This is a genomic window from Arthrobacter sp. NPDC097144 (assembly GCF_044762205.1).
GTDB lineage: Bacteria > Actinomycetota > Actinomycetes > Actinomycetales > Micrococcaceae > Arthrobacter_B.
The window spans coordinates 250,777-273,183 of sequence record NZ_JBIWDW010000006.1; the positions used below are offsets into that span (position 1 = coordinate 250,777).

Annotated in this window: 21 protein-coding genes; 8 read left to right on the forward strand and 13 right to left on the reverse strand. The window is 65.7% G+C overall.

What is annotated here, in order from left to right; all coding sequences use genetic code 11:
* Positions 1–53: 53 nt before the first annotated feature.
* The 8 genes from cmk to ACIQXM_RS15215 form a co-directional block, all read right to left on the reverse strand.
* Positions 54–755: a (d)CMP kinase gene (cmk, locus tag ACIQXM_RS15180; protein WP_400932940.1), complete on the reverse strand. Its 702-nt coding sequence runs from the start codon at positions 753–755 to the stop codon at positions 54–56.
* Complete coding sequence (locus tag ACIQXM_RS15185) at positions 752–1,861, reverse strand: prephenate dehydrogenase (RefSeq protein ID WP_400932942.1); 1,110 nt, start codon at positions 1,859–1,861, stop codon at positions 752–754. Before ACIQXM_RS15185 ends, cmk begins: the two co-directional genes overlap by 4 nt.
* A gap of 3 nt (positions 1,862–1,864) precedes the next feature.
* Positions 1,865–3,136 carry a pseudouridine synthase gene (locus ACIQXM_RS15190; protein WP_400932943.1) on the reverse strand — a complete coding sequence of 424 codons (1,272 nt, stop codon included), beginning with the start codon at positions 3,134–3,136 and terminating at the stop codon, positions 1,865–1,867.
* A gap of 23 nt (positions 3,137–3,159) precedes the next feature.
* The gene (gene scpB, locus ACIQXM_RS15195) at positions 3,160–3,831 is read right to left on the reverse strand and encodes an SMC-Scp complex subunit ScpB (RefSeq protein ID WP_400932945.1); all 672 of its coding nucleotides are present in this window, start codon (positions 3,829–3,831) and stop codon (positions 3,160–3,162) included.
* The gene (locus tag ACIQXM_RS15200; RefSeq protein WP_400932996.1) at positions 3,809–4,678 is read right to left on the reverse strand and encodes a segregation and condensation protein A; all 870 of its coding nucleotides are present in this window, start codon (positions 4,676–4,678) and stop codon (positions 3,809–3,811) included. Before ACIQXM_RS15200 ends, scpB begins: the two co-directional genes overlap by 23 nt.
* 17 nt (positions 4,679–4,695) lie before the next feature.
* Positions 4,696–5,595, reverse strand: coding sequence for a ParA family protein (locus ACIQXM_RS15205; protein ID WP_400932947.1), 900 nt, complete (start codon positions 5,593–5,595; stop codon positions 4,696–4,698).
* Between the two features lie 119 nt (positions 5,596–5,714).
* Entirely contained in the window at positions 5,715–6,170 is a 456-nt protein-coding gene (locus ACIQXM_RS15210) for a hypothetical protein (RefSeq protein ID WP_400932949.1), read from the reverse strand.
* A 189-nt stretch (positions 6,171–6,359) separates the two neighbouring features.
* Positions 6,360–7,736, reverse strand: coding sequence for a cation:dicarboxylate symporter family transporter (locus tag ACIQXM_RS15215; RefSeq protein ID WP_400932950.1), 1,377 nt, complete (start codon positions 7,734–7,736; stop codon positions 6,360–6,362).
* A gap of 225 nt (positions 7,737–7,961) precedes the next feature.
* Here ACIQXM_RS15215 and ACIQXM_RS15220 point away from each other — a divergent pair, with 225 nt between their 5' ends.
* Genes ACIQXM_RS15220 through ACIQXM_RS15230 form a run of 3 tightly spaced genes read left to right on the forward strand, consistent with a single transcriptional unit; the run spans position 7,962 to position 11,038 of the window.
* Positions 7,962–9,665 (forward strand): ATP-binding protein, encoded by a 1,704-nt coding sequence (locus tag ACIQXM_RS15220; protein ID WP_400932952.1) that lies wholly within the window; start codon positions 7,962–7,964, stop codon positions 9,663–9,665.
* Positions 9,655–10,413 (forward strand): response regulator, encoded by a 759-nt coding sequence (locus ACIQXM_RS15225; RefSeq protein ID WP_400932954.1) that lies wholly within the window; start codon positions 9,655–9,657, stop codon positions 10,411–10,413. Before ACIQXM_RS15220 ends, ACIQXM_RS15225 begins: the two co-directional genes overlap by 11 nt.
* Positions 10,414–10,462: 49 nt before the next feature.
* Positions 10,463–11,038 (forward strand): GNAT family N-acetyltransferase, encoded by a 576-nt coding sequence (locus tag ACIQXM_RS15230; RefSeq protein WP_400932956.1) that lies wholly within the window; start codon positions 10,463–10,465, stop codon positions 11,036–11,038.
* A 23-nt stretch (positions 11,039–11,061) separates the two neighbouring features.
* On the opposite strand, the gene ACIQXM_RS15235 is transcribed toward ACIQXM_RS15230, so the two are convergent.
* A complete protein-coding gene (locus ACIQXM_RS15235; protein ID WP_400932958.1) occupies positions 11,062–13,041 on the reverse strand; it encodes an acetate--CoA ligase in 1,980 nt (659 codons plus the stop codon).
* Between the two features lie 203 nt (positions 13,042–13,244).
* Between ACIQXM_RS15235 and ACIQXM_RS15240 the strand changes: the two genes are divergently transcribed.
* The 5 genes from ACIQXM_RS15240 (at position 13,245) to ACIQXM_RS15260 (ending at position 18,150) form a co-directional block, all read left to right on the forward strand.
* Positions 13,245–13,958, forward strand: coding sequence for a GntR family transcriptional regulator (locus ACIQXM_RS15240; RefSeq protein WP_400932959.1), 714 nt, complete (start codon positions 13,245–13,247; stop codon positions 13,956–13,958).
* A complete protein-coding gene (locus tag ACIQXM_RS15245; RefSeq protein ID WP_400932960.1) occupies positions 13,955–15,472 on the forward strand; it encodes an MmgE/PrpD family protein in 1,518 nt (505 codons plus the stop codon). Before ACIQXM_RS15240 ends, ACIQXM_RS15245 begins: the two co-directional genes overlap by 4 nt.
* Before the next feature lies 1 nt (position 15,473).
* Positions 15,474–16,379 (forward strand): methylisocitrate lyase, encoded by a 906-nt coding sequence (gene prpB, locus ACIQXM_RS15250; protein WP_400932962.1) that lies wholly within the window; start codon positions 15,474–15,476, stop codon positions 16,377–16,379.
* A gap of 56 nt (positions 16,380–16,435) precedes the next feature.
* Positions 16,436–17,569 carry a bifunctional 2-methylcitrate synthase/citrate synthase gene (locus ACIQXM_RS15255; RefSeq protein ID WP_400932964.1) on the forward strand — a complete coding sequence of 378 codons (1,134 nt, stop codon included), beginning with the start codon at positions 16,436–16,438 and terminating at the stop codon, positions 17,567–17,569.
* 119 nt (positions 17,570–17,688) lie between these two features.
* A complete protein-coding gene (locus ACIQXM_RS15260) occupies positions 17,689–18,150 on the forward strand; it encodes a hypothetical protein (RefSeq protein WP_400932966.1) in 462 nt (153 codons plus the stop codon).
* Positions 18,151–18,201: 51 nt separating this feature from the next.
* On the opposite strand, the gene ACIQXM_RS15265 is transcribed toward ACIQXM_RS15260, so the two are convergent.
* The 4 genes from ACIQXM_RS15265 to ACIQXM_RS15280 all read right to left on the reverse strand — a co-directional run bounded on the left by ACIQXM_RS15265 (position 18,202) and on the right by ACIQXM_RS15280 (position 22,384).
* Positions 18,202–18,612 carry an 8-oxo-dGTP diphosphatase gene (locus ACIQXM_RS15265; protein ID WP_400932967.1) on the reverse strand — a complete coding sequence of 137 codons (411 nt, stop codon included), beginning with the start codon at positions 18,610–18,612 and terminating at the stop codon, positions 18,202–18,204.
* Between the two features lie 104 nt (positions 18,613–18,716).
* Positions 18,717–19,892: a site-specific tyrosine recombinase XerD gene (gene xerD / locus ACIQXM_RS15270; protein WP_400932969.1), complete on the reverse strand. Its 1,176-nt coding sequence runs from the start codon at positions 19,890–19,892 to the stop codon at positions 18,717–18,719.
* 122 nt (positions 19,893–20,014) lie between these two features.
* The gene (locus ACIQXM_RS15275; RefSeq protein ID WP_400932971.1) at positions 20,015–20,683 is read right to left on the reverse strand and encodes an NUDIX domain-containing protein; all 669 of its coding nucleotides are present in this window, start codon (positions 20,681–20,683) and stop codon (positions 20,015–20,017) included.
* 6 nt (positions 20,684–20,689) lie between these two features.
* Positions 20,690–22,384 (reverse strand): CTP synthase, encoded by a 1,695-nt coding sequence (locus ACIQXM_RS15280; protein ID WP_400932998.1) that lies wholly within the window; start codon positions 22,382–22,384, stop codon positions 20,690–20,692.
* Positions 22,385–22,407 lie beyond the last annotated feature (23 nt).

Sequence of the window (22,407 nt, forward strand, 5' to 3'; positions counted from 1 at the left end):
GCAGGGCATTTGGGCCCTGCCGGTGCACGGCTGCTTGGTCTGTGGTGTTGGTCCTAGTGCGTGCTGGTGTACACGACGTCGAGCACCGCCTGGACGGTCTGTTCAAAGTCCAGATCGGAGGAATCGATGGTGACCACGCCGTCGGCGGCCTGCTGGAAATTAACCACCGTGGAGTCCTTGGCATCGCGCGTGAGGACCTGTTCCTTAAGCTGCGCCGCGCTTTGCGTGCCGCCCAGCTGGACGCCGCGCCGGCGCAGGCGGGCTTCTTCGGAGGCGGTGAGCAGGATACGCACTTCGGCCCGGGGCGCGACGACGGTGGTGATGTCACGGCCCTCAGCCACGATCCGCAGTCCCGAATCGGCAATCATCTGCTGCTGGCGGCGGACCAGTTCGGCCCGGGCCCCCAGCGCGGTGGCAACGGCGCTGACGGAGGAGGACACGATCGGTTCGCGGATGGCATCCGTGACGTCGCGGCCGCTGACGCGCACCCATTCGGCGTCGGGAGAGGTGCTCAGGTCAATGTCCGCGGCGCGGGCGGCGGCCTCAACCGCAGCGGCGTCCGCCAGGTCGATGCCGGCTTCCATGCAGTACAGCGTTACTGCGCGGTACATGGCGCCGGTGTCCAGGTACGCCGCACGGAGCCGGCGTGCGGCTTCCCTGCTGATGCTGGATTTGCCGGATCCGGACGGGCCGTCAATGGCCACGACCAGGGGCTTTCCCAGCCGGAACTCGGCCGGATTGCGTTCTACACTCACTGCACTACCTTCCACCCGCGGGCGCTTAATTCATGTACCAAGTTGTGCACCCGGCTGGGCAGGACGGAAATTTCCGCCCGGCCCACCTGCTGGCCGGAGGAATGCTCCAGCCGCAGGTCTTCCAGGTTCACGCCGATCTCGCCAATCTCCGTCAACAGCCGGGCAATCTGCCCCGGCGTGTCATCCACCAGGACGGTGAAGGACACGAAGGACTGCGGCGGCGCTCCGTGCTTGCCCGGAATGCGGGCCTGGCCGGTGTTGCCTTCGGAAATCAGCTGTGCCATGTCCAGCCGGGCGCCGTCGGCCACCGGGTTCTCCAGCGTGGCAATAAGACGGTTCAGGTCATCACGGACGCCGTAGAGGATTTCCACCAGCCGCGGCGCATTGCCGGAGAGGATCTGCACCCACAGTTTGGGGTCGCTGGCTGCAATCCGGGTCACGTCCCGCAGCCCGTTTCCGGCCAGGGCCATGGCCTGGCCGGGGGTGTCCTGCAGGCGGCTGGCCACCAGCGAGGACATGACCTGCGGCAGGTGCGAGACCAGCGCCACGGACTGGTCGTGGTCCTCGGCGCTCATCCGCGAGACCACGGCGCCCAGGTCGATCGCCAGCGCCTCGGCGCTTTTGACCGCCGCCGGGGAACTCTCGGCCGCAGCACAAATGACCCACGGCATGGAAGTGAACAGCTCACCCAGCGCGGCAACGGGCCCGGACTTCTCCCGGCCCGCCATGGGATGGGTGCCCACGTAGCGGCTCAGGTCCGCGCCGGAGGCACGCAGGTCGGACAGCACCGCGCCCTTGACGCTGGCAATGTCGACGACGACTGCGTGGGGCCAGTCCTTCAGCGCCTGTTCGGCAAGAGCCGCGGTGACGTCCGGGGGCGCAGCAACAACCACCAGTTCCGGGGCAAAGCCTTCCTCCACCGTCTCCAGCAGGCGGCCGGCACCGATGTCCCGGGCCACGGCCGCCGTGGACGGCGAGATGTCCGACAATGCAACGTCCACCCCGCGCGCACTGAGTCCCAGCCCAATGCTGGTGCCGAGCAGTCCGGTGCCGATCACGAGAACGGGACCGGACAGATGCGTGGCGGAGCCCTGTGCCGCGCCCACTGCCTAGAGGCCTACGGAGGCCAGCAGGTGGCCAACTTCCGTGCGGCCGAGCACGCGGATGCTGCCCTGGCGCTGGTCGCCCACGCGGATGGGGCCAACCTGGGTGCGGACCAGGCGCTCCACCGGGTGGCCGACGGCCTCGAACATGCGGCGGACAATGCGGTTGCGGCCGGAGTGCAGCACAACCTCTACCAGCAGGTGGCCCGGAGTGGAATCCACCAGCTTGAAGGAGTCAACCTGCGCAAAGCCGTCCTCGAGGTCCAGGCCTTCACGCATCTGGGCGCCGACGCCGTGGGCCATCGGCCCGCGGACCTGCACGAGATACGTCTTGGGCACTTCGTAGGACGGGTGCGTCAGGCGGTTGGCCAGCTCGCCGTCATTCGTCAGCAGGAGCAGGCCCTCGGTGTTGGTGTCCAGGCGGCCCACATGGAACAAGCGCTCATGCTTGTTGGTGCTCTTGAGGAAGTCGCTGATGCACGGGCGGCCCTCAGGGTCATCCATGGTGCAGACCACGCCGCTGGGCTTGTTGAAGACGTAGTACTTCAGGTGTTCGTCCAGCTGCAGGCGCATGCCGTCCACATGGATGGCAACCTGCGAGGGGTCAACGCGGACACCGACCTCGGTGACGACTTCGCCGTCGACCTCCACACGGCCCTCGCGGATCATGTCTTCGCAGACCCGGCGCGAAGCCACGCCCGCCTGGGCCATGACCTTCTGCAGGCGGACGCCCTCGGGATCGTGGTGATCCGAGATGACGGGCTTGGCGGGACGGCGAGTGGTGGTGCGCTTGACGGTGCCCAGGTTCTGCCCGAAGCGCTCGTTGCGGAACGCGCGGTCGCCGCTCTTGCGCTGGCCGGACTGCGGACCTCCGGTGCGTGAACCGCCGCCCTTGGTGCCGTACGGCTTGGCGGACTTGGGCGCGCCGGCCTTGTAGCCCTCGGGCTTGAACTGGCCGGAGCCGGCAGGCCTGGACTCGCCGGAGCCCCTGGACGCTCCCTTGGGCGCGCCGGATCCCTTGCCGTCAAAGGCCCGGGAAGCCGCTGAGCGGAACTTCTCGGGACGGGTTTCGGCTGATTCCTCGCGGGGACGGTAGCCGTTGGCGCGGAATTCTCCGGCGCTCATGCCGGGATCGCGCTGGGCCGAACGGCCGCCGCGGGGTGCGCCGGTGCGGGAGCCAGCGGGCTTGGAGCCCTTGCCGAAGGACTTGCCGCCGGCTGCTCCCCCGCCGCTGCGCGGGTTGTTACGGCCTGATCCGGAGCGGGGTGCCTGTGTCATCAAAAGTCCTTCGGGTGTAGCGGTTAGTAAGTAGTGTCTTCAAATTCAGCCAGGTTTTCCAGCCCGGGCAGGTGCGGTGCGAGCCGCGGAAGTTCGTTCAGGTTGCCCAGCCCCAGCCGTTCCAGGAAATACGGCGTGGTCCGGTACATCATTGATCCGGTCTCGGCTTCCACACCGGCGTCGTCAATGAGTCCGCGCTGAACCAGGGTTCGTACAACGGAGTCAACATTGACACCCCGGATGGCAGATACCCGCGCCCTGGAGACAGGTTGCCGGTAGGCAATCACGGCCAGGGTTTCCAGTGCTGCCTGAGTCAGACGAGCACTCTGGCCGCCCAGGACGAACTTCGAGACCACGGGTGCAAACTCGGCGCGGGAGTAGATCCGCCAGCCGCCGGCCACATCCCGCAGTTCAAAACCTCGCATTGAAGGAAAACTACGTACTGTGCCACCGGGTCCTCCCCCAGTATAACCGTCATACTCACGCTGCAGTTCCGTGAGGACCTCCTGCACCAGCGGCACCGCAACCTCAAGGACGCCTGCAAGCTCCTCGGGCGTGACCGGTTCGTCAACCACCATGAGCACCGCTTCCACAGCGGCTCGGAGGTCAGCTGCCGCTTCGGCTTCGGCTGCTGGTTCGGAATCCGAGCCGGGTGCGCCGGGAAGATCCGGTTCAGTCAACGGGTTCTGCTGCATTTCTCTCCAAGGGGTCACTGTTCGCAAGGTTGCCTGACCGGCTGACGGCAGGCCAGGTTCCGGGCGCCGCGGACCACAGAATCATCAGTTCGCCCAGCGGATCGGGCTGGTCAAAAGACACGGCAGCGTCGCGGAACAATTCCAGCAGCGCCAGGAACCGGGCCACGGCAACCGAGCTGCCGGCGTCGTCCACCAGTGCGGTGAAGGTCAGCTGTCCCGCTGCCATGAGGCGGCGGGCAACAATGTCCGCCTGCTCCCGCACGCTGACCTTCGGCGAATGCAGATGTGTCAGGCCCACCGTGACGGGGGCCGGCTCCCGCGGAGTGAGCGCCTTGGTGGCCAGAGTCGCGAAATCCTGCGGGCCGGTGCGCCAGATCAAGTCCGGGAGCATGGCTGCAAAGTGCGGTTCGAGGCTCACCTGCCGCGGAAAACGGTCCGCTTCATCGCGGAGCCTGCTGTCCAGGAGGCCGGCAATCTCCTTGAACGCGCGGTACTGCAGGAGCCGGGCAAAGAGAAGGTCGCGGGCTTCCAGCACCGCTACGTCCTCAGCGTCCTCCACGTCCCCGGCCGGCAGCAGCCGGGCTGCCTTCAGGTCCAGCAGGGTGGCGGCGATCACCAGGAACTCACTGGCTTCATCCAGCGCCCAGGCCTGCTCTTCAGTGCCGAGGGCACGGATGTAGCCGATGAAGTCGTCCGTGACGGCGGCGAGGGCTATTTCGGTGATATCCAGTTCATGCTTGGAGATCAGCCCCAGGAGGACGTCGAACGGTCCGCTGAAGTTCTCCAGCCGGACCCGGAAGCCACGCACGGCCGGCGCAGCCGGCTCCCCTGCCGCAAAATCCACAATGCCTGCTGCCACAGCGGTTAGGGGGCACCGCCGCGTGAAATCAGTTCCTTCGCCAGGCGGCGGTAGGAGTCGGCGCCGGGATGGTTGCCGGCGTAGGTGGTGATGGGCTCTGCGGCCACGGTGGCGTCGGCAAACTTGATGGTCCGCTTGATAACGGTCTCGAAGACCTTGTCGCCGAAGGCTTCCACCAGGCGGGAGATGACTTCGCGGCTGTGCAGTGTGCGTGCGTCGTACATGGTGGCGAGGACGCCGTCGATCTGCAGTCCGGGGTTGAGCCGGTCCTGGACCTTCTCGATGGTCTCCACGAGCAGTGCTACGGCGCGCAGGGCAAAGAACTCACAGATCAGCGGGATGATCACGCCGTGTGCTGCAGTCAGGGCATTCACTGTCAGCAGCCCCAGGGACGGCTGGCAGTCAATGAGGATGACATCGTATTCATCTGAAACCTTGCGCAGTGCGCGCTCCAGGACCTGCTCGCGGGCCACCTCGTTGACCAGCTGCACTTCGGCGGCGGAGAGGTCAATGTTGGCGGGCAGCAGGTCGATGTTTTCGATGCCCGTCCGGTGGATGGCCTCGCGGATGTCCACCTTGCGGTCCATCAGCACGTTGTAGACGGTGAGGTCCAGCTCGTGCGGGTTGGTGCCCAGGCCTGCGGAGAGCGCGCCCTGCGGATCGAAGTCCACGAGGAGGACCTTGCGGCCGGCCTCAGCCAGCGCAGCGCCGAGGTTGATGGTGGACGTGGTCTTGCCCACGCCGCCCTTCTGGTTCACCATGGCGATGATCCGTGCGGGACCGTGCGAGCTGAGCACCGGAGGTTCGGGGAATTCCGTCAGCGGGCGTCCTGTCGGTCCCATCACGGAATCGGCCCCGTCCAGTGTTGCGTCCTGCAGAGTTGTTGAACTCTGATCGCTGCTCACGTATTAATCCACGCTTCCGTCTCTAGCTGTCCTGCCGGCTGTCCCTGTCAAGATTACAGCCGTGCAACACCTATACCGCGAATCGGCGCCGCGGAGGGCCCGCGAGCCTTTACTCTCAACTAGAGGTCGAATGTTGGGTTTGCGGCGCCGCCGGGACCTCGTTTGTCCTGCCGCTGCGCATCGAGGCGTTCCATCACAGCTAACAGCGAGACGAAAAAGAAGGCCGCGGCGAGGACCGAGGCAACGGCGGAAGTAACGCCCTGGGCTCCCCTCCGGACCGGCTCGCCAAGGACGAAGGCGTGCACCATGAGCGCAGCCACGCAGGCAACACCCACCGCCGTGCGGGGCTCGCGGCGGATCCTTTTGCTCATCAGGAGAACGGCCGGGATGATGACGCCGGCCAGGGCGAGCAGGGCAACCTCAATCAGGAGCATGGTCCGGGGATCCACCCGGTCCACGTATGGCGGATCGGACAGAAGCAGGATGGAGATCGAGGCCAGGCCCAGCAGAACCATTCCGGCCAGCACCGGCGCGAATGCACCGCGGTAAATCTCCTGCATCGGGACGGACTTCATGATCCAACCTTCCGGCGGGGCCAGCTGAAATGGCGGAAACGCCGGACAGCTCCTTGGACGCCACCCTAGCCGCCCTTCGATGCCGGGTACAGCAACCGCTGCGGCGCGGTGGATACGGCTGAGGGCGCCTCCGCACGCAGCGGAAGCGCCCTCAGTCCTGGGCCGAATCAGGTCATTGAGACCGTGCGGTTAGCGGACCGCGGCGGGTTCCAGTTCGGCGTCGGGAGCCTGCGGCTCACCATGGCCTTCGGTTTCCATGGTCGCCTCGTCGAACGGCCGTTCACGGTTCAGCACGGCAGTGACCTGTTCCTTGTCGATTTCCTTGGTCCAGGTACCGATCAGGACGGTGGCGACGGCGTTGCCGGTGAAGTTGGTCAGCGCGCGGGCTTCGGACATGAAGCGGTCGATGCCGACAATCAGGCCAACACCCTCCACCAGATCCGGGCGGTGCGACTGCAGTCCGCCGGCAAGGGTGGCCAGACCGGCGCCGGTGACGCCGGCGGCACCCTTGGACGCGATGATCATGAAGACCAGCAGGGAAATCTGCTCACCCAGTTCCAGCGGCATGTTCATGGCGGAGGCCACAAACAGGGCGGACATCGTCAGGTAGATGGCGGTGCCGTCCAGATTGAAGGAATACCCGGTGGGTACGGTCACGCCCACCACGGGCTTGGAAACACCCAGGTGCTCCATCTTCGCGATCAGGCGCGGCAGGGCCACCTCGGAGGAAGACGTGGAGAAGATCAGCAGGTACTCACGGCCCAGGTAGCGCATGAGCTTGAAGATGTTCACCCCGGTGCAGACCTTCAGGACGCTGCCGAGAACCACGGCGATGAACAGTGCACAGGTGATGTAGAAGGCAATCATCAGCACGGCCATGCTCTTGATGGCGTCAATTCCGGTTTCGCCGACGACGGCGGCAATGGCGCCGAAGGCACCGACGGGCGCCAGCCACATCACCATGACCAGGATGCGGAAGACCAGCTTCTGCAGGTGGCCGATGAACGTGAGGATGGGAGTTCCCGCCGAACCCATCTTCTGCAGGGCAAACCCGACCAGAAGTGCAACGAAGAGGGTCTGGAGGATGCTCTCGCCGGTGAGCGAGGCCAGCAGCGTGGTGGGAATGATGCTCAGGACAAAGCCGGAAAGGCCTTCGGCGTCTTCGGCTGCCTTCGGGGCGCTCTCAGCGCCGGCAGCCAGGTCCAGGCCCTCGCCCGGATGGATCAGGTTTCCCACCACCAGGCCGATGGCCAGGGCGAAGGTGGACATGACAATGAAGTAGCCCAGGGCCAGGCCGCCCACCTTGCCCACCGTGGCTGCTTTGGCGATCGAGCCGATGCCGAGGACAATTGTGCAGAAGATGATCGGCGCGATCATCATCTTGATGAGCGAGATGAATGCGGTCCCGATCGGTTTCAGGCCCTTGGCAAACTCAGGCGCCATGAGTCCCAGTGCAGCACCGAGGACCACCGCGAGAATAACCGCAATGTACAGAAAGTGTGTCTTGTCCTTCTTGCGCGGGCTCTTCGGTGAGCCCGCGCGTCCGGAAATGGTGGCAGATGCCATGGTGTGCTGCTCCTAGGCTTGGTTGCTGATCTGTTCCTGAGCGGCACCGGGACTGCGGTTCTCCGGGTGCGGAGCCGTGCGGAAATCGCCGGGAACAATAAGTCTTCAGCAGCCATCGTGTCCCGTCCCTGTGACCACTGTCACGATTGTGGTCATACTGTTCCCGGCCCGGGAACTTTATCCGGGCATACCGGCCGTGGAAACACCAAGCAGGAAAGAAGATCATTGCAGAAATGGAGTTTGGCCAGCCGGCTGCTTGTGGGGCAGCTGGTGTTTATTGTGTGCTTTTCGGCAGGGCTGTCCTGGACGCTCTACCAGCAGGCCGAGCGCCACAGCTTTGAAGAAACCGCAGACATGATGCTTGCCGTGGCCGGAACCGCAGCAGCGGATCCGCTGGTGCTGGAATCCGTGACCGCGAATCCGCCGGGTGCCAACCTGCAGCCCTACGCCGAGGATGTGATGGGTGCGTCCGGCATCGATTTCCTTACGGTCATGGCACCGGACCGCACCCGGTTCACCCACCGCAACGAGGACCAGATCGGCAAGCCCTACCTGGGATCGGTGGAGCGGGCACTTTCCGGAGAGTCCTTTACCGAAACCTACGCCGGCACCCTGGGTCCGTCCGTGCGCGCCGTCGTGCCCGTCCTCGGCACCGACGGCGAGGTGAAGGCCCTGGTCGCAGCGGGCATCACCGTTGACCGCGTCGCCGTCGCCCGCAATGCCGAACTGCCAACCGTATTCCTGATTTCCGTGGCCGCCCTTGCTTCCGGGACGCTCGCTGCCTATGTGCTCAGCCGCTACCTCCGGCGCACCACCCTGGACCGGAGGCCGGACGAGCTGCTGAGAATGTTTGCGTTCTATGACTCGGCCCTGCATTCACTGCGTGAAGGAGTGCTGCTGCTGAACCGGGACGGCGACCTGGTGCTGTACAACGACAGGGCAGCCGCGCTGCTGGGACTCCCGGCCGAGCGCGGTGACCGGCCCCGGAATCCCCGGGAGCTGGGCCTGCCGCTCCCCCTTGCCGAGCTGCTGAGCGGCGGCCGCACGGCGGAAGACGAATTCCACTTTGCCAGTGAACGGATCCTGGTGGTGAACCAGTCTCCGGTCCTCGCGCCCACGTCCAAAGGGATCTTGCGCGGCTCGGGGCGGACGGCACCGGCAAAACGCATCGGTACGGTCACCACGCTGCGGGACCACACAGACATAGAAGCACTGACCGGAGAACTGCAGTCCATGCACACCCTGACCGAAGCGCTCCAGGCACAGACACATGAACATGCGAACCGGCTGCATACGCTGGTCTCCCTCATCGAGCTGAACCGCCCCGAAGATGCGCTGGCGTTCGCCACCCGCGATCTGGAGCAGTCCCAGCAGTTGGCGGACAACGTCGTCGCCGCCGTGGGCGAACCGGCACTCGCCGCCCTGCTGACCGGCAAAGCGGTCCAGGCACGCGAGCGCGGGATCAGCCTGCTTATCGATCTTTCTGCGGCCGGATCTGAAACCGGCACTCCGCTGGGACTGGATCCGTCAGAGCTGGTCACCATAGCGGGAAACCTGATCGACAACGCGTTCGACGCCGTGTCCGGGGCCGAGGCGCCCACGGTGAGCACACGGTTTGCCCTCGTGGAGGACGACGGCGGCACCGCCGGCTTCGAGATCACGGTGCAGGACAACGGCCCGGGCATTCCGGAGCTCTCCACGGAACAGGTGTTCCACCAGGGCTTCAGCACCAAGGACCCCAAGGTGCTGCTCCCCTCCGGTGCCGGTGGTGCTTCGGGCACCGGACGGGGCATCGGACTGCCGCTGGTCCGCCAAGCAGTGCTGCGGTTGAACGGCACGCTGCGGCTTGACCCCGGCGGACAGCCGGGCCGCGGCGCCTGCTTTACCGTCCTGCTCCCCCTCGCAGTGGCGGCCGGCCATGAACGCTGACCGGGACATCAGCGTCCTCGTGGTGGAAGACGAGGGCATAGCGGCGCAGGCGCACGCGGAGTATGTGCGCCGCAGCCCGGGATTTGCGCTGGCCGGCGTCGTGCACACCGGCACGGAGGCCATCACGTTCCTCAATGCCTCCGCCACCGGGCGAAGCGGCACGGACTCGGACGGCGGGCTGCCCGTGTACGGCGGTGGAACCTCCGAGCCGGCGGTGGATTTGATCCTGCTGGACATGAACCTGCCGGACCTCCATGGGCTGGATGTCCTGCGGCGGATCCGCGGCGCAGGGGTTCCCGCTGATGTTATTGCCGTTACCGCAGTCCGGGACCTCGCCGTCGTCCGCAGCGCCATGTCCGCGGGCATCGCCCAGTACCTGATCAAGCCGTTCACGTTTTCGGCCTTCAGCGCCAAGTTGGCCTCCTACCGTGAATACCATGTAAACCTTGCCGGGCAGGGCCTGTCCGCCACCCAGTCGGAGGTGGACCGCGCCCTGGCCGCCCTTCGTCCCAGTGTGGCTGCAGCGCTGCCCAAAGGCCTGTCACCCGAGACGCTCGAGGCAGTGTCAGAGACGCTGAAGAATGCTGCCGCACCCATGTCCGCCAGTGAGGTCTCCGCCGCGCTGACGATGTCCCGGATTACTGTCCGGCGCTATCTGGAGCATCTGGACGAGCAGCGGGCAGTGGCTCGGAATCCCCGCTACGGCACCCGCGGCCGGCCCGAGCTGGAGTATCACTGGCGGCGGTAGCCGCTGCTGCTCCCCTGTGCTGCTGTTTGGACCACGCCGGCGACGGCGGATGACTTCCGACGGCGCGGCGCAGGAACCGCGCGGCACGGGCCGCTACGATCGCCGGATGGCTTCCCTTGCGCATCCGGATGAAAAGTTCCACGTCTCCTGGCTGGAGTGTGCCGCCGAGTTCGACGGCGCCCGCCGGGACGGGGCAGGCGGCGAAGAATGGCTGCTGGAAGACCTTCGGGATCCGGGGGCATTCCGGCGGCTCGTGGCGGAACTCAAGGCCCAGGCCTTGCCGGGCACTGCCCTTAAGCCCGGCTATGTCTCCTGCACCCACCTGTGGATCGTCGAGGATGAAACCGTCATCGGGTTCCTGGGCATCCGGCATGAGCTGAACGACTTTCTGCTGAACGAAGGCGGTCACATCGGCTACAGCGTGCGGCCGTCGGCGCGGCGCCGCGGACATGCCGGCCAGGCACTGAAGAATGCCCTGCCCGTCGCCCGCGAGCTGGGAATCTCCCCGGTCCTGGTCACCTGCGATGAAGACAATGCCGGGTCCCGGGCAACCATCGAGAAGAACGGCGGCATCCTGGAGGACATCCGCCACGGCAAGCGCCGCTACTGGATCGCGACCGCCTAGACGCACACCATCCGCCGGGGCCCTCACCTGTCCGGACGCAGCAGCGGCAGCAGCGCATCAATAACCCCCGGATCCTCGATGGTGGAGGGAACCGTGTAGGCATCGCCGTCGGCAATCTGGCGCATGGTCTTGCGCAGGATCTTGCCGGAGCGCGTCTTGGGCAGCGCCTCCACCACCTGCACGTCCTTGAAATCGGCCACCGGACCGATGGATTCGCGCACCAGCTTCACCAGATCCGCGCGCAGCTCCTGAACACCCACCAGGGAGCCTGACTTGAGCACCACATACCCGCACGGCCGCTGGCCCTTGAGTGAATCCGCCACTCCGATCACGGCGCACTCGGCCACGGCGGGGTGCGATGCCACAATCTGCTCCATTGCCCCGGTGGAGAGGCGGTGCCCGGAGACATTAATGACGTCGTCGGTGCGGCCCATCACAAATACGTAGCCGTCCTCATCCACATAACCGGAGTCTCCGGTGGTGTAGCAGCCCTCGAAGATTTCCAGGTACGAGGACCGGAAGCGGTCATCGCTGCCCCACAGTGTAGTGAGGGTGCCCGGCGGCAGCGGCAGCCGCAGGACAATGTTGCCCTCCTGCCCGGCGGGAACCTCCGCACCGGAGCCGTCCACAATTGCGAGCGAGAATCCCGGGACGGGCACGGTGGCGGATCCGGCTTTGACGGGCAGCTGCTCCAGCCCCATCGGATTGGCACAGATCGCCCAGCCGGTTTCGGTCTGCCACCAGTGGTCCACCACGGGCACACCCAGCGCCCGGCCTGCCCAGGCGAAGGTCTCCGGGTCCAGCCGCTCCCCCGCAACAAACAGGGTCCGCAGCACGGACAGGTCATAGTTCTCCATCAGGGCCGCGTCAGGATCGGCCTTCCGGATCGCCCGCAGCGCCGTGGGCGCAGTGAACAGGACATCCACCCGGTGCTCGTCGGCCACCCGCCAGAAGGCACCGGCATCCGGCGTCCCCACAGGTTTTCCTTCGTACAGGACGGTGGTGGCTCCGGCGATCAGCGGCGCATACACAATGTAGGAGTGGCCCACCACCCAGCCCACGTCCGAGGCGGTCCACATCACCTGGCCCGGGCCGACGTCGTAAATGTTCCGCATGGACCAGGCCAGCGCGACGGCGTGGGAGCCGTTGTCGCGCACCACCCCCTTGGGCGCGCCGGTGGTTCCGGAGGTGTACAGGATGTACAGCGGATCCGTGGCGGCTACGGAGACCGGCCCGGCGGGCTGCGCGTTTGCGGCGAGCGCATCCCAGTCGTGCCAGGCGGCGCCGTCCGCGCCGTCGTACTCGGAGATGCCGTGGGTGAATCCCCCGCGTTCGGCAACCACCACATGGTTTACACGGTGTGTTGCTGCGGCGAGCGCGGCAGCAACGTTGGGCAGGTACTCCACGGTGCGCTTGGGCTCCATGCCTCCGCTGGCGGTGACGACGACGGCGGGCTTGGCGTCGTCGATTCGCGCAGCCAGTTCCTTGGGGGCAAAGCCGCCGAACACAACGGAGTGGACGGCACCCAGCCGGGCTGCTGCGAGCATGGCAATGACGGCCTGCGGAATCATGGGCAGGTAGATGATGACCCGGTCCCCGGACTCCACTCCGAGCCCGCGGAGCACTCCGGCAAAGGTTGCCACTTCGGCCAAAAGCTGGTTGTAGCTGTAGGTGCGGGAGCTCCCCAGCATCGCGGAGTCATAAATGAGAGCCGCGCTCTCTCCCCTGCCGGCCGCCACATGCCGGTCCAGGGCGTTGTAACTGGTGTTCAGGGAGGCGTCCGGGAACCAGCGGTAGAGCGGAGCGGTGGAATCATCGAGGGCACGCTGCGGGGCGCTGTCCCAGTCCACCAACGAGGCAGCCTCCAGCCAGAAGGCTTCGGGATCTTCGAGGCTGCGGGCATAGGCCTGCGCATATCCGGCGTCCGCTGCCCCGGCAGTGCCTTGGGGGCGGGCGGCAGCGGTCACGGGTGCTTCATTTCCTGCATCCAGGCCAGAGCTCATGAATCCTCCTCGATTCGATGTGATAGCCATCACCCTAGGGCAGTGCACATGCGGCTCACAACCACCCGCTGTATACATGACGTCATGCAACGACGCGCCCTGGGGGCTTTTGGTGCCCAGTAGGCCTGTTTGTGTATACACTGATGAGCAACATCACACCGGGCGCCTGCCAGCAGGTTGTCCGCCGCCGGAAAGGAGCACCTGTGAGGGCCAGTGACCGCGCCTACCGGGCGCTCCGCGAAGACATCGTGGCCGGCAGGCTTGTTCCGGGAACCGTCTTGGGCGAGGTGGAACAGTCCCAGCGTCTGGGAATCTCCCGCACCCCGCTGCGTGAAGCCCTCAGCCGGCTGACTGCGGACGGGCTGGCCGCCGCGCACAACGGGCGCGGCGTCGTCGTCACCTCCATCTCCCCGGAAACCGTGACCGACCTTTTTGAGCTGCGCCAGGCGCTGGAGTGCAAAGCTGCGGCGCTGGCCGCCACCCGCGGGGTCCCGGAAGTCTTCGCCGGTCTGCGGCGGGAATTCGAGAATGCGGCCGACCTCATCGTTCAGGACTCGGAGGCGGATCCGTCCCGCTCCGGGTACTACGCCCTTGTGGCCCGCCTGGATGAGGCCATCGACTCCGCCGCAGCGAACGCCTACCTCACCCAGGCGCTGGCCAACGTGCGCCTGCACCTGGCCCGCGTCCGCCGGCTGGCCAAGGACAACCCCCGCAGACTGCTCGCCACGGCCGGCGAACACGCCACCATTGCCGACGCCATCGCTGCCGGTGATCCTGCCCTGGCATCGGCTGCCACGTCCGTTCACCTGCACAAGAGCCTTGAACACTTCCTCGCCGCCGCTGATCCGCAGCCGGCCGGCATCACTGAACGTTCCACAGCAAAGCAAACAACGCGTCCCCGAAAGGACATCCCATGAATCTCCATAAGGTGCGGGTCCACCGCAGCGATGAGAACCTGGCCCGCGAAGACCAGCTGGCCTATAAGATCGCGGAGGTCGCCGCTGACCCCGTTGCCGTGACTGACGAGGTCACGGACATGGTCATCAACCGCATCATCGACAACGCCTCGGTTGCTATTGCCTCCCTGAACCGCGCGCCCATCGTCGCTGCCCGCGCCCAGGCACTGTCATTCTCCCCCTCCGCGCACGGCAACGGTTCCGCTGTGTTCGGCGTGGAGCAGAAGACCTCTCCGGAATGGGCTGCCTGGGCCAACGGCGTTGCCGTTCGCGAACTGGACTACCACGACACGTTCCTGGCCGCCGAGTACTCCCACCCGGGCGACAACATTCCCCCGCTGCTCGCCGTCGCGCAGCACACCGGAGCCTCCGGCGCGGACCTGATCCGCGGCATCGCCACCGGATATGAAATCCAGGTTGACCTGGTCAAGGCGATCTGCCTGCACAAGCACAAGATCGACCACGTGGCCCACCTCGGCCCGTCCGCAGCTGCCGGCATCGGAACCCTGCTGGGCCTGGACGTCAACACCATCTTCCAGGCCGTGGGCCAGGCGCTGCACACCACCACCGCCACCCGCCAGTCCCGAAAAGGCGAAATCTCCACCTGGAAGGCACACGCTCCGGCCTTCGCCGGAAAGATGGCCGTGGAGGCCGTGGACCGCGCCATGCGCGGACAGACCTCCCCCACCCCCATCTACGAGGGTGAAGACGGCGTCATCGCCTGGATGCTGGACGGTCCCGACGCCGCCTACGAGGTTCCGCTGCCCGAGGCCGGCGAAGCCAAGCGCGCCATCCTGGACACCTACACCAAGGAACACTCCGCGGAGTATCAGGCACAGGCGTGGATTGACCTGGCCCGCAAGATCCACCGCGAACATCCGGAGGCGGCCGACGCCTCCAAGGTGGCCAGCGTGCTGATCGCCACCTCGCACCACACCCACTACGTCATTGGCTCCGGCGCCAATGATCCGCAGAAGTACGATCCCACGGCCTCCCGCGAGACCCTGGACCATTCCATCCCGTACATCTTTACCGTTGCCCTGCAGGACGGCTCCTGGCACCACGTGGATTCCTATGCGCCCGAACGTGCCGGCCGCGCGGACACCGTGGAGCTGTGGAACAAGGTCACCACAGTGGAGGATCCGGAATGGACCCGCCGCTACCACTCGCTGGACATCAACGAAAAGGCCTTCGGCGGCAAGGTCACCATCGTCCTGACCGACGGCACCGAGATCACAGATGAAATCGCCGTCGCCGACGCGCATCCGCTGGGCGCCAAGCCGTTTGCCCGCGAGCAGTACATCAACAAGTTCCGCACCCTGGCCGCCGGCCTGGTCTCCGAGGAAGAGATCGAACGCTTCCTCACCACCGTCCAGCGCCTGCCCGAACTGGCCGCCGGCGAACTGGATGCCCTGAACATCACCGCAGCTGACGGCGTCATTGACCCGGCCAACGCCCCGAAGGGACTCTTCTAACATGCTGTACTCCTCAGTAACCCCCGAAGCCAAGCGCATCGCCTTCCGCGAAGGCCTTGCCTCCGGCACGCTCCAGCAGTTCCCGGGAGCGTTCAACCCGCTCTCGGCCCGCCTGATTGAAGAAAAAGGCTTCGACGGCGTCTACATCTCCGGCGCGGTCCTCGCCAATGACCTCGGCCTGCCGGACATCGGCCTAACCACCCTGACCGAGGTGGCCACCCGCGCCGGGCAGATCGCCCGGATGACGGACCTGCCGGCCATCGTGGACGCCGACACCGGCTTCGGTGAGCCGATGAACGTAGCCCGTTCCATTCAGGAACTCGAGAACGCCGGTCTGGCCGGCTGCCACATCGAGGACCAGTTCAACCCCAAGCGCTGCGGGCACCTGGACGGCAAGAACGTGGTGGACCTGGACACCGCCACCAAACGGATCCGCGCCGCCGCCGATGCCCGCCGGGATCCAAACTTCCTGATCATGGCCCGCACCGACATCCGTGCCGTGGACGGCCTGGAAGCGGCGCAGGACCGTGCCCGTGCCCTCGTTGATGCCGGAGCGGACGCCATCTTCCCCGAAGCCATGAAGACGCTGGAAGAGTTCGCTGCCATGCGCGACGCCGTGGACGTGCCGATCCTGGCCAACATGACCGAGTTCGGCAAGAGCGATCTGTTCAGCTACGACGAGCTGGCCTCGGTGGGCGTGAACATGGTGATCTATCCGGTGACCCTGCTGCGCAGCGCCATGGGTGCAGCCGAGCGGACACTGGAGACCATCAAGGCCAAGGGCACCCAGCAGGATGACGTCCCGAACATGCTCACGCGTGCACGTTTGTACGATCTGGTGGATTATGAAGCCTATAACCGCTTCGACACCTCGGTCTTCAACTTCCAGGTTCCGGGCAAGCACTAATACGGGCACCGGAATCCGCCAGCAGTACCCCCACCGCGACAAAGGAGTCTTTCGTTATGACAGATGAGCAAATCCACAAGGGACTGGCCGGTGTCCTTGTCGACACCACCAAGATCTCCAAGGTCAACCCGGAAACCAACTCGCTGCTGTACCGCGGCTACCCGGTCCAGGAACTGGCTGCGCACTGCAGCTTCGAGGAAGTGGCTTACCTGCTGTGGAACGGCGAGCTGCCCACCGCTGATGAGCTGGCCGAGTTCACGTCGGGCGAGCGTGCCCAGCGGGCCCTCTCCCCCGAGCTGAAGGCCGTTATCGACGCGCTGCCGGTGACCTGCCATCCGATGGATGTCTGCCGCACGGCCGCCTCCGTCCTGGGGGCATCCCATGAGCTGGCCGAGGATTCCTCGGTGCAGGCCAACATGGAGAAGTCGGTAAGCCTCTTCGCGGCGATGCCTGCAGTGGTGGCCTATGACCAGCGCCGCCGCCGCGGCCAGGACGTGGTGGAACCCCGTGACGACCTGGACTACTCGGCGAACTTCCTCTGGATGACCTTCGGTGAGGAAGCTGCCCCCGAAGTGGTGGAAGCGTTCAACGTGTCGATGATCCTGTACGCGGAGCACTCCTTCAATGCGTCCACGTTCACGGGCCGCGTCATTACCTCCACCCTCTCGGATCTGCATTCGGCGGTCACCGGTGCCATCGGCGCCCTCAAGGGCCCGCTGCACGGCGGCGCAAACGAGGCCGTTATGCACACGTTCGAAGAGATCACCGCCAGTGCGGGCGACGGCGATGTTGCCGCCCACGCGGCGGGCTGGCTGGACGCCGCGCTGGCGGACAAAAAGAAGATCATGGGCTTCGGCCACCGCGTGTACAAGAACGGCGACTCGCGGGTGCCCACCATGAAGGCGTCCATGGACAAGATGGTCAAGCACTACAACCGGGAGGATCTGGGCGAGCTGTACACCGCACTGGAATCCGCCATGGGTGAGCGCAAGAACATCCTGCCGAACCTGGACTACCCGGCGGGACCGGTTTACCACATGATGGGTTTTGACACACCCACCTTCACGCCGCTGTTCGTGGCCGCGCGGATTACCGGCTGGACGGCGCACATCATGGAGCAGCTTGAAGCAAACTCACTGATCCGTCCGCTCAGCGCCTATGACGGCCCTGAGGAACGGCACGTGGGCTAACCAGCCACAGCTTCGCACTCCGCAAGCGCCCGCCGCAGGGATTCCTGCGGCGGCCGCTTGTGTATTCGCGCTTTCCCGTCCGGCCGTATATCTTTCGTGGCAACCCGGAAGGAAGAACCATGAAACACATCCCGGCACGTGTCATGATCCTTGCTGCTGCAACGGTTTTCACGGCCTCCTGCAGTACCGGCGCCGAGGAGCGGCCAGCGGCACCGGATTCCGCAGCCGCTTGGGCTGACCAGGTTTATCAGCTCCAGCAGGACATCGCGTCCCACCGCGGGGGCGGCGAATTGGCAGAGACCCGCGTGGGCGGAGGATCTGTCGCTGCCGGTGACGAGAGCAGCCTGAGATTCGATCCCATTGTTTCGGGGCCGATAGCAGCGAGCTTCCTGTGTGACACCGGCACCGTCTCCGTCTCGGTGGCCGGAGGAGCGCCTGCCGACGTTGATTGCGGGCAGGTGAAGATCTTCAGCAGCGTTGAACCCTATGAGCTCGGCACCGGTCTCATGATTACCGTGGCCTCCGAGGCGGACACCCGTTGGGCCGTGGAGTTCAGCTCAGTTGGTGCGGGACCGACCTAGCAGAGCGTTTCTGGGCAGGAACAGCCGGCGGCTCAGGAGCCGGGAAAGGCATCAGGAAAAGACGATGCCGGCAACGCTTTCGTTGTCAGGGCCCAGGGTGACGACGGCGTCGAAGTACCGCCCGGCGAGCACCTCCGGCATCCAGTGGGCCGAGTCCGGCCACATCCGGGCATAGGGAACCTCCCCCACCCGATACCAGGCAGGGATGATTTCCGACGACGGCACGGGCTCGCCCGTCCACTTTCGAGCTCGGTAAACGACCGTGGACATGTCCCATTCCGGGCGGGCCGGGAAAACGAACTCAATGGTGCCTGCGTGCTCAAGGTCCGCTTCGGCCAAGGTCACCCCGGATTCCTCAAAGACTTCCCGCACGGCGGCCTGCGCGGCGCTCTCCCCCGGTTCCACATGCCCGCCGAGGGTGACGATACGTCCGACGCCGAAGCCGGTCTGTTTCAGGCCCATCAGAACCTCGGCCTGATCCGAGATGCCCCGCATCAGGAAACACAGAACTACGGGCACGGCTCGGGGAGGCGGCACCTGTGACATTCGGTCCGGCTCAGCGCCGCTCACAGCGCCCTCGGGTGTGCGGCGGCGTAGACCTCACGCAGGGTTTCGGCGGTGACCAAGGTGTAGACCTGCGTGGTGGTCACGGAGGCGTGGCCGAGCAGTTCCTGGACCACGCGGACGTCGGCGCCGCCCTCCAGCAGATGGGTGGCGAAGGAGTGGCGCAGGGTGTGCGGGGAAACGTCCCGTCCGATGTCGGCCTTTTCCGCGGCGTTCTTCAGGATGGTCCAGGCGCTCTGCCGGCTCAGGCGTCCGCCCCTGGCGTTCAGGAACAGAGCCGGGGTGCCTTTGCCCTTCACTGCTGCAGCGGGGCGGCCGCGCACCAGGTACTCGTCCAGGGCACGTGCCGCGTAGGAGCCCAGCGGCACCAGCCGTTCCTTGGAGCCCTTTCCAAAGAGCCGCACTACGTCAGGGCCGTTGGCCGGAATGCGTTCCAGGGACAGGTCGTCAATGTCCAGGCCCACGGCTTCGCTGATGCGGGCTCCGGTCGAGTACAGGAATTCCAGCAGTGCCCGGTCACGGAGCCCGGTGGGTGTTTCGGTGGACACGGCTTCGAGGATCCGCGTGACTTCGTTGACGCTGATGGCCTTGGGCAGCCGCTTGCCCGGAAGCGGCGGATGCACGTCGGCGGCCGGATCCGTGGTGGCCAGCCCTTCCAGCGCCCAGAATTTGTGCAGGCCGCGGACGGCGACAATGGTGCGGGCCGCGGAGCGGACACTGAGGGCGGAGGCGCCGTCGGACCCATCCGCGATGGATTGTCCAAAGGCGGTGACGTCATGGCGGGAAATGCGCGCGATGTCCTCCACGCCGCGCGCTGCAAGGAATCGCGCGTACCGCAGCAGGTCGCGGCGGTAGGCATCCAGAGTGTTGACGGCCAGGCCGCGTTCCACGGCCATGTGCTGCAGGTAGCCGCTGATTTCGCGGCCGACGGCGGTGCTGCGGAGTTCTTCCGCAGCTGAGGGGCCTTTGGGGGTGACAGCCTTGGGGGTTTTCGATGATTTCGCCGAGGCCGGTTTATCCGCCGCTGGCCGCGTAGGAGCCGATGCGGTGCCGGGCGCGGCTGCTGCACCCTCGGTCGAGGCGGACGCCTGGGCCGCGTCCTGTGCCAGGGCAGCCCGGAGGAGTTCCGCGGGCGAGTCCAGGCGCATGGTGGCATTCAGCGGAGGGAACCCAAACACTTCCGTGTCATTGTGCACGGCAGCGGGCGGCGGCTGGAGCGGGGAAGGAGTGCTCGCCGGTGCCGGCGCAGCATGATGTCCGCCAGCAGGTAGATCGGAGGCGGCCATAACGGTCTGAAATCCTAAAGAACAGGGCCCTGCGGCCACGTGGAATGCTGGGTGTGGTGTTCAGGCCAGGGAGCGTCGCCCGGGCGCAGGTTCGCGAAACCGGAGGGACGCGCTGCCGCTGCAGCCAGGACTCCGGCAACCGCGGAGGGGCTATGCAGCCGGCCGTCCAGTGCTGCCTGCACGGCATCGTCCAGATCCACCCACATGGAATGGATTTCCGCTTCCTCATCGGTCCGCGTATGGCGGTCCTCTTCCGGAACCTCGGTAATCCCGCGGGCCAAATAAATCCGCAGAGCTTCGCGGGAGGATCCCGGGGAAAGGAACAGATCGGTGAGGACATTCCATTCAGCGGCCTGGATGTCCGCTTCTTCGGCCAGCTCACGGGCTGCGCCCGTCTGGAAGTCCTCGCCGTCGATGTCCAGCAGGCCGGCAGGGATTTCCCAGAGGGTCATCCGCACCGGATGGCGGTACTGATTGATCATCAGCACCTGTCCGGCATCGTTCAGCGCCAGGATGGCGACTGCGCCGGGATGGCGGATGTAATCGCGGACCAGGGGTTCGCCGTCGTCGGTCAGCTTGAATGTCTCGCTGACCACGTCCCAAACCCGCCCGGTGTATTCCACATGGGAATCCAACAGGCGCCGGGGACTGCGTTCGTCGGCGAACCCTCTGGTCTCACTCATCAGGTGCTAGCCCTTTCCGTTCTGGCGAGCCAGGGCGGCCTTCACCAAACCGGCGAAGAGCGGGTGCGGGCGCGTCGGACGGGAGCTGAGCTCCGGGTGCGCCTGCGTGGAGACGTAGTACGGGTGCACGTCTGCCGGAAGTTCAACGAACTCCACGAGTCCGCCGTCAACCGTGGTGCCGGAGAAGGACAGGCCTGCCTCGGCAATCTGGTCGCGGTACTCGTTGTTGACCTCGTAGCGGTGGCGGTGGCGTTCGGCCACTGCTGTTTTGCCGTACGTCTTGGCAACAACCGAGCCCTCTTCAAGCTTGGCGTCCCACAGGCCCAGGCGCATCGTTCCGCCCATGTCACCCTCGCCGGAGACAATATGCTTCTGCTCCGCCATGGTGGCGATGACCGGGAACTTGGTGTCGGGTTCGAACTCCGAGGAGGACGCACCTTCCATGCCAACCACGTTCCGGGCGTACTCGATGACCATGCACTGCAGGCCGAGGCACAGGCCCAGGGTCGGGAGCTTGTTCTCCCGGGCGTACGTCAACGCGCCGAGCTTGCCCTCCAGGCCGCGGATGCCGAAGCCGCCGGGAACACAGATGGCGTCAACGTCACCCAGCGCAGCTGCGGCGCCTTCGGGTGTTGCGCACTCGTCAGAGGGAACCCAGCGGATGTTGACCTTGGTCTTGTTCGCGAAACCGCCGGCACGCAGTGCTTCGGTGACGGAAAGATAGGCATCCGGCAGGTCCACGTACTTGCCCACGAGGGCAATGTTCACGTGGTGCTTGGGATTGTGGACAACCTCGAGGAGCTTGTCCCACTTGGTCCAGTTGACGTCCTTGAACTTCAGGTCCAGGTGCTGGACGATGTACGCGTCCAGTCCCTGGGAGTGAAGGGTCTTGGGGATGTCGTAGATGCTCGGCGCATCCGGGCAGCCAACAACGGCGTCAATGTCGACGTCGCACATGCGGCCGATCTTGGCGCGCATGGCGTCGGGAACCGGGCGGTCCGAACGGATGACGATCGCGTCAGGCTGGATGCCGATGGAACGCAGGGCAGCCACGGAATGCTGCGTCGGCTTGGTCTTCAGTTCCTGGGACGGACCGATGTACGGCACGAGGGAAACATGCAGGAAGAAAACGTTGTTGCGGCCGATGTCCTGGCGCACCTGGCGTGCGGCTTCCAGGAAGGGCTGGGACTCGATGTCGCCAACCGTGCCGCCGATTTCGGTAATGATGACGTCGGGGGTTTTCTTCGCCTCGGAGGGCAGGCGCATCCGGCGCTTGATCTCGTCGGTGATGTGCGGAATGACCTGCACGGTGTCGCCCAGGTATTCGCCGCGGCGTTCCTTGGCGATGACCGTGGAGTAGACCTGGCCGGTGGTTACGTTGGCGGAGCCGTCGAGGCTCTCGTCCAGGAACCGCTCGTAATGGCCAATGTCGAGGTCAGTCTCGGCGCCGTCGTCGGTCACGAAGACTTCGCCGTGCTGGAAGGGGTTCATTGTGCCCGGATCCACATTGAGGTAGGGATCGAGCTTCTGCATGGTCACCGCTATGCCGCGCGACCTCAACAGATGGCCGAGACTTGACGCTGTCAGTCCCTTGCCAAGTGAGGACGCCACGCCACCGGTGACGAAGATGTGTTTGGTCGTAGAAGACGACTTGGGAAACCTGGAATTTGATCGCTGCACCACGGAGTTCGAGCCTATCACCTTTTGTAGATCTGAGTTTGTCT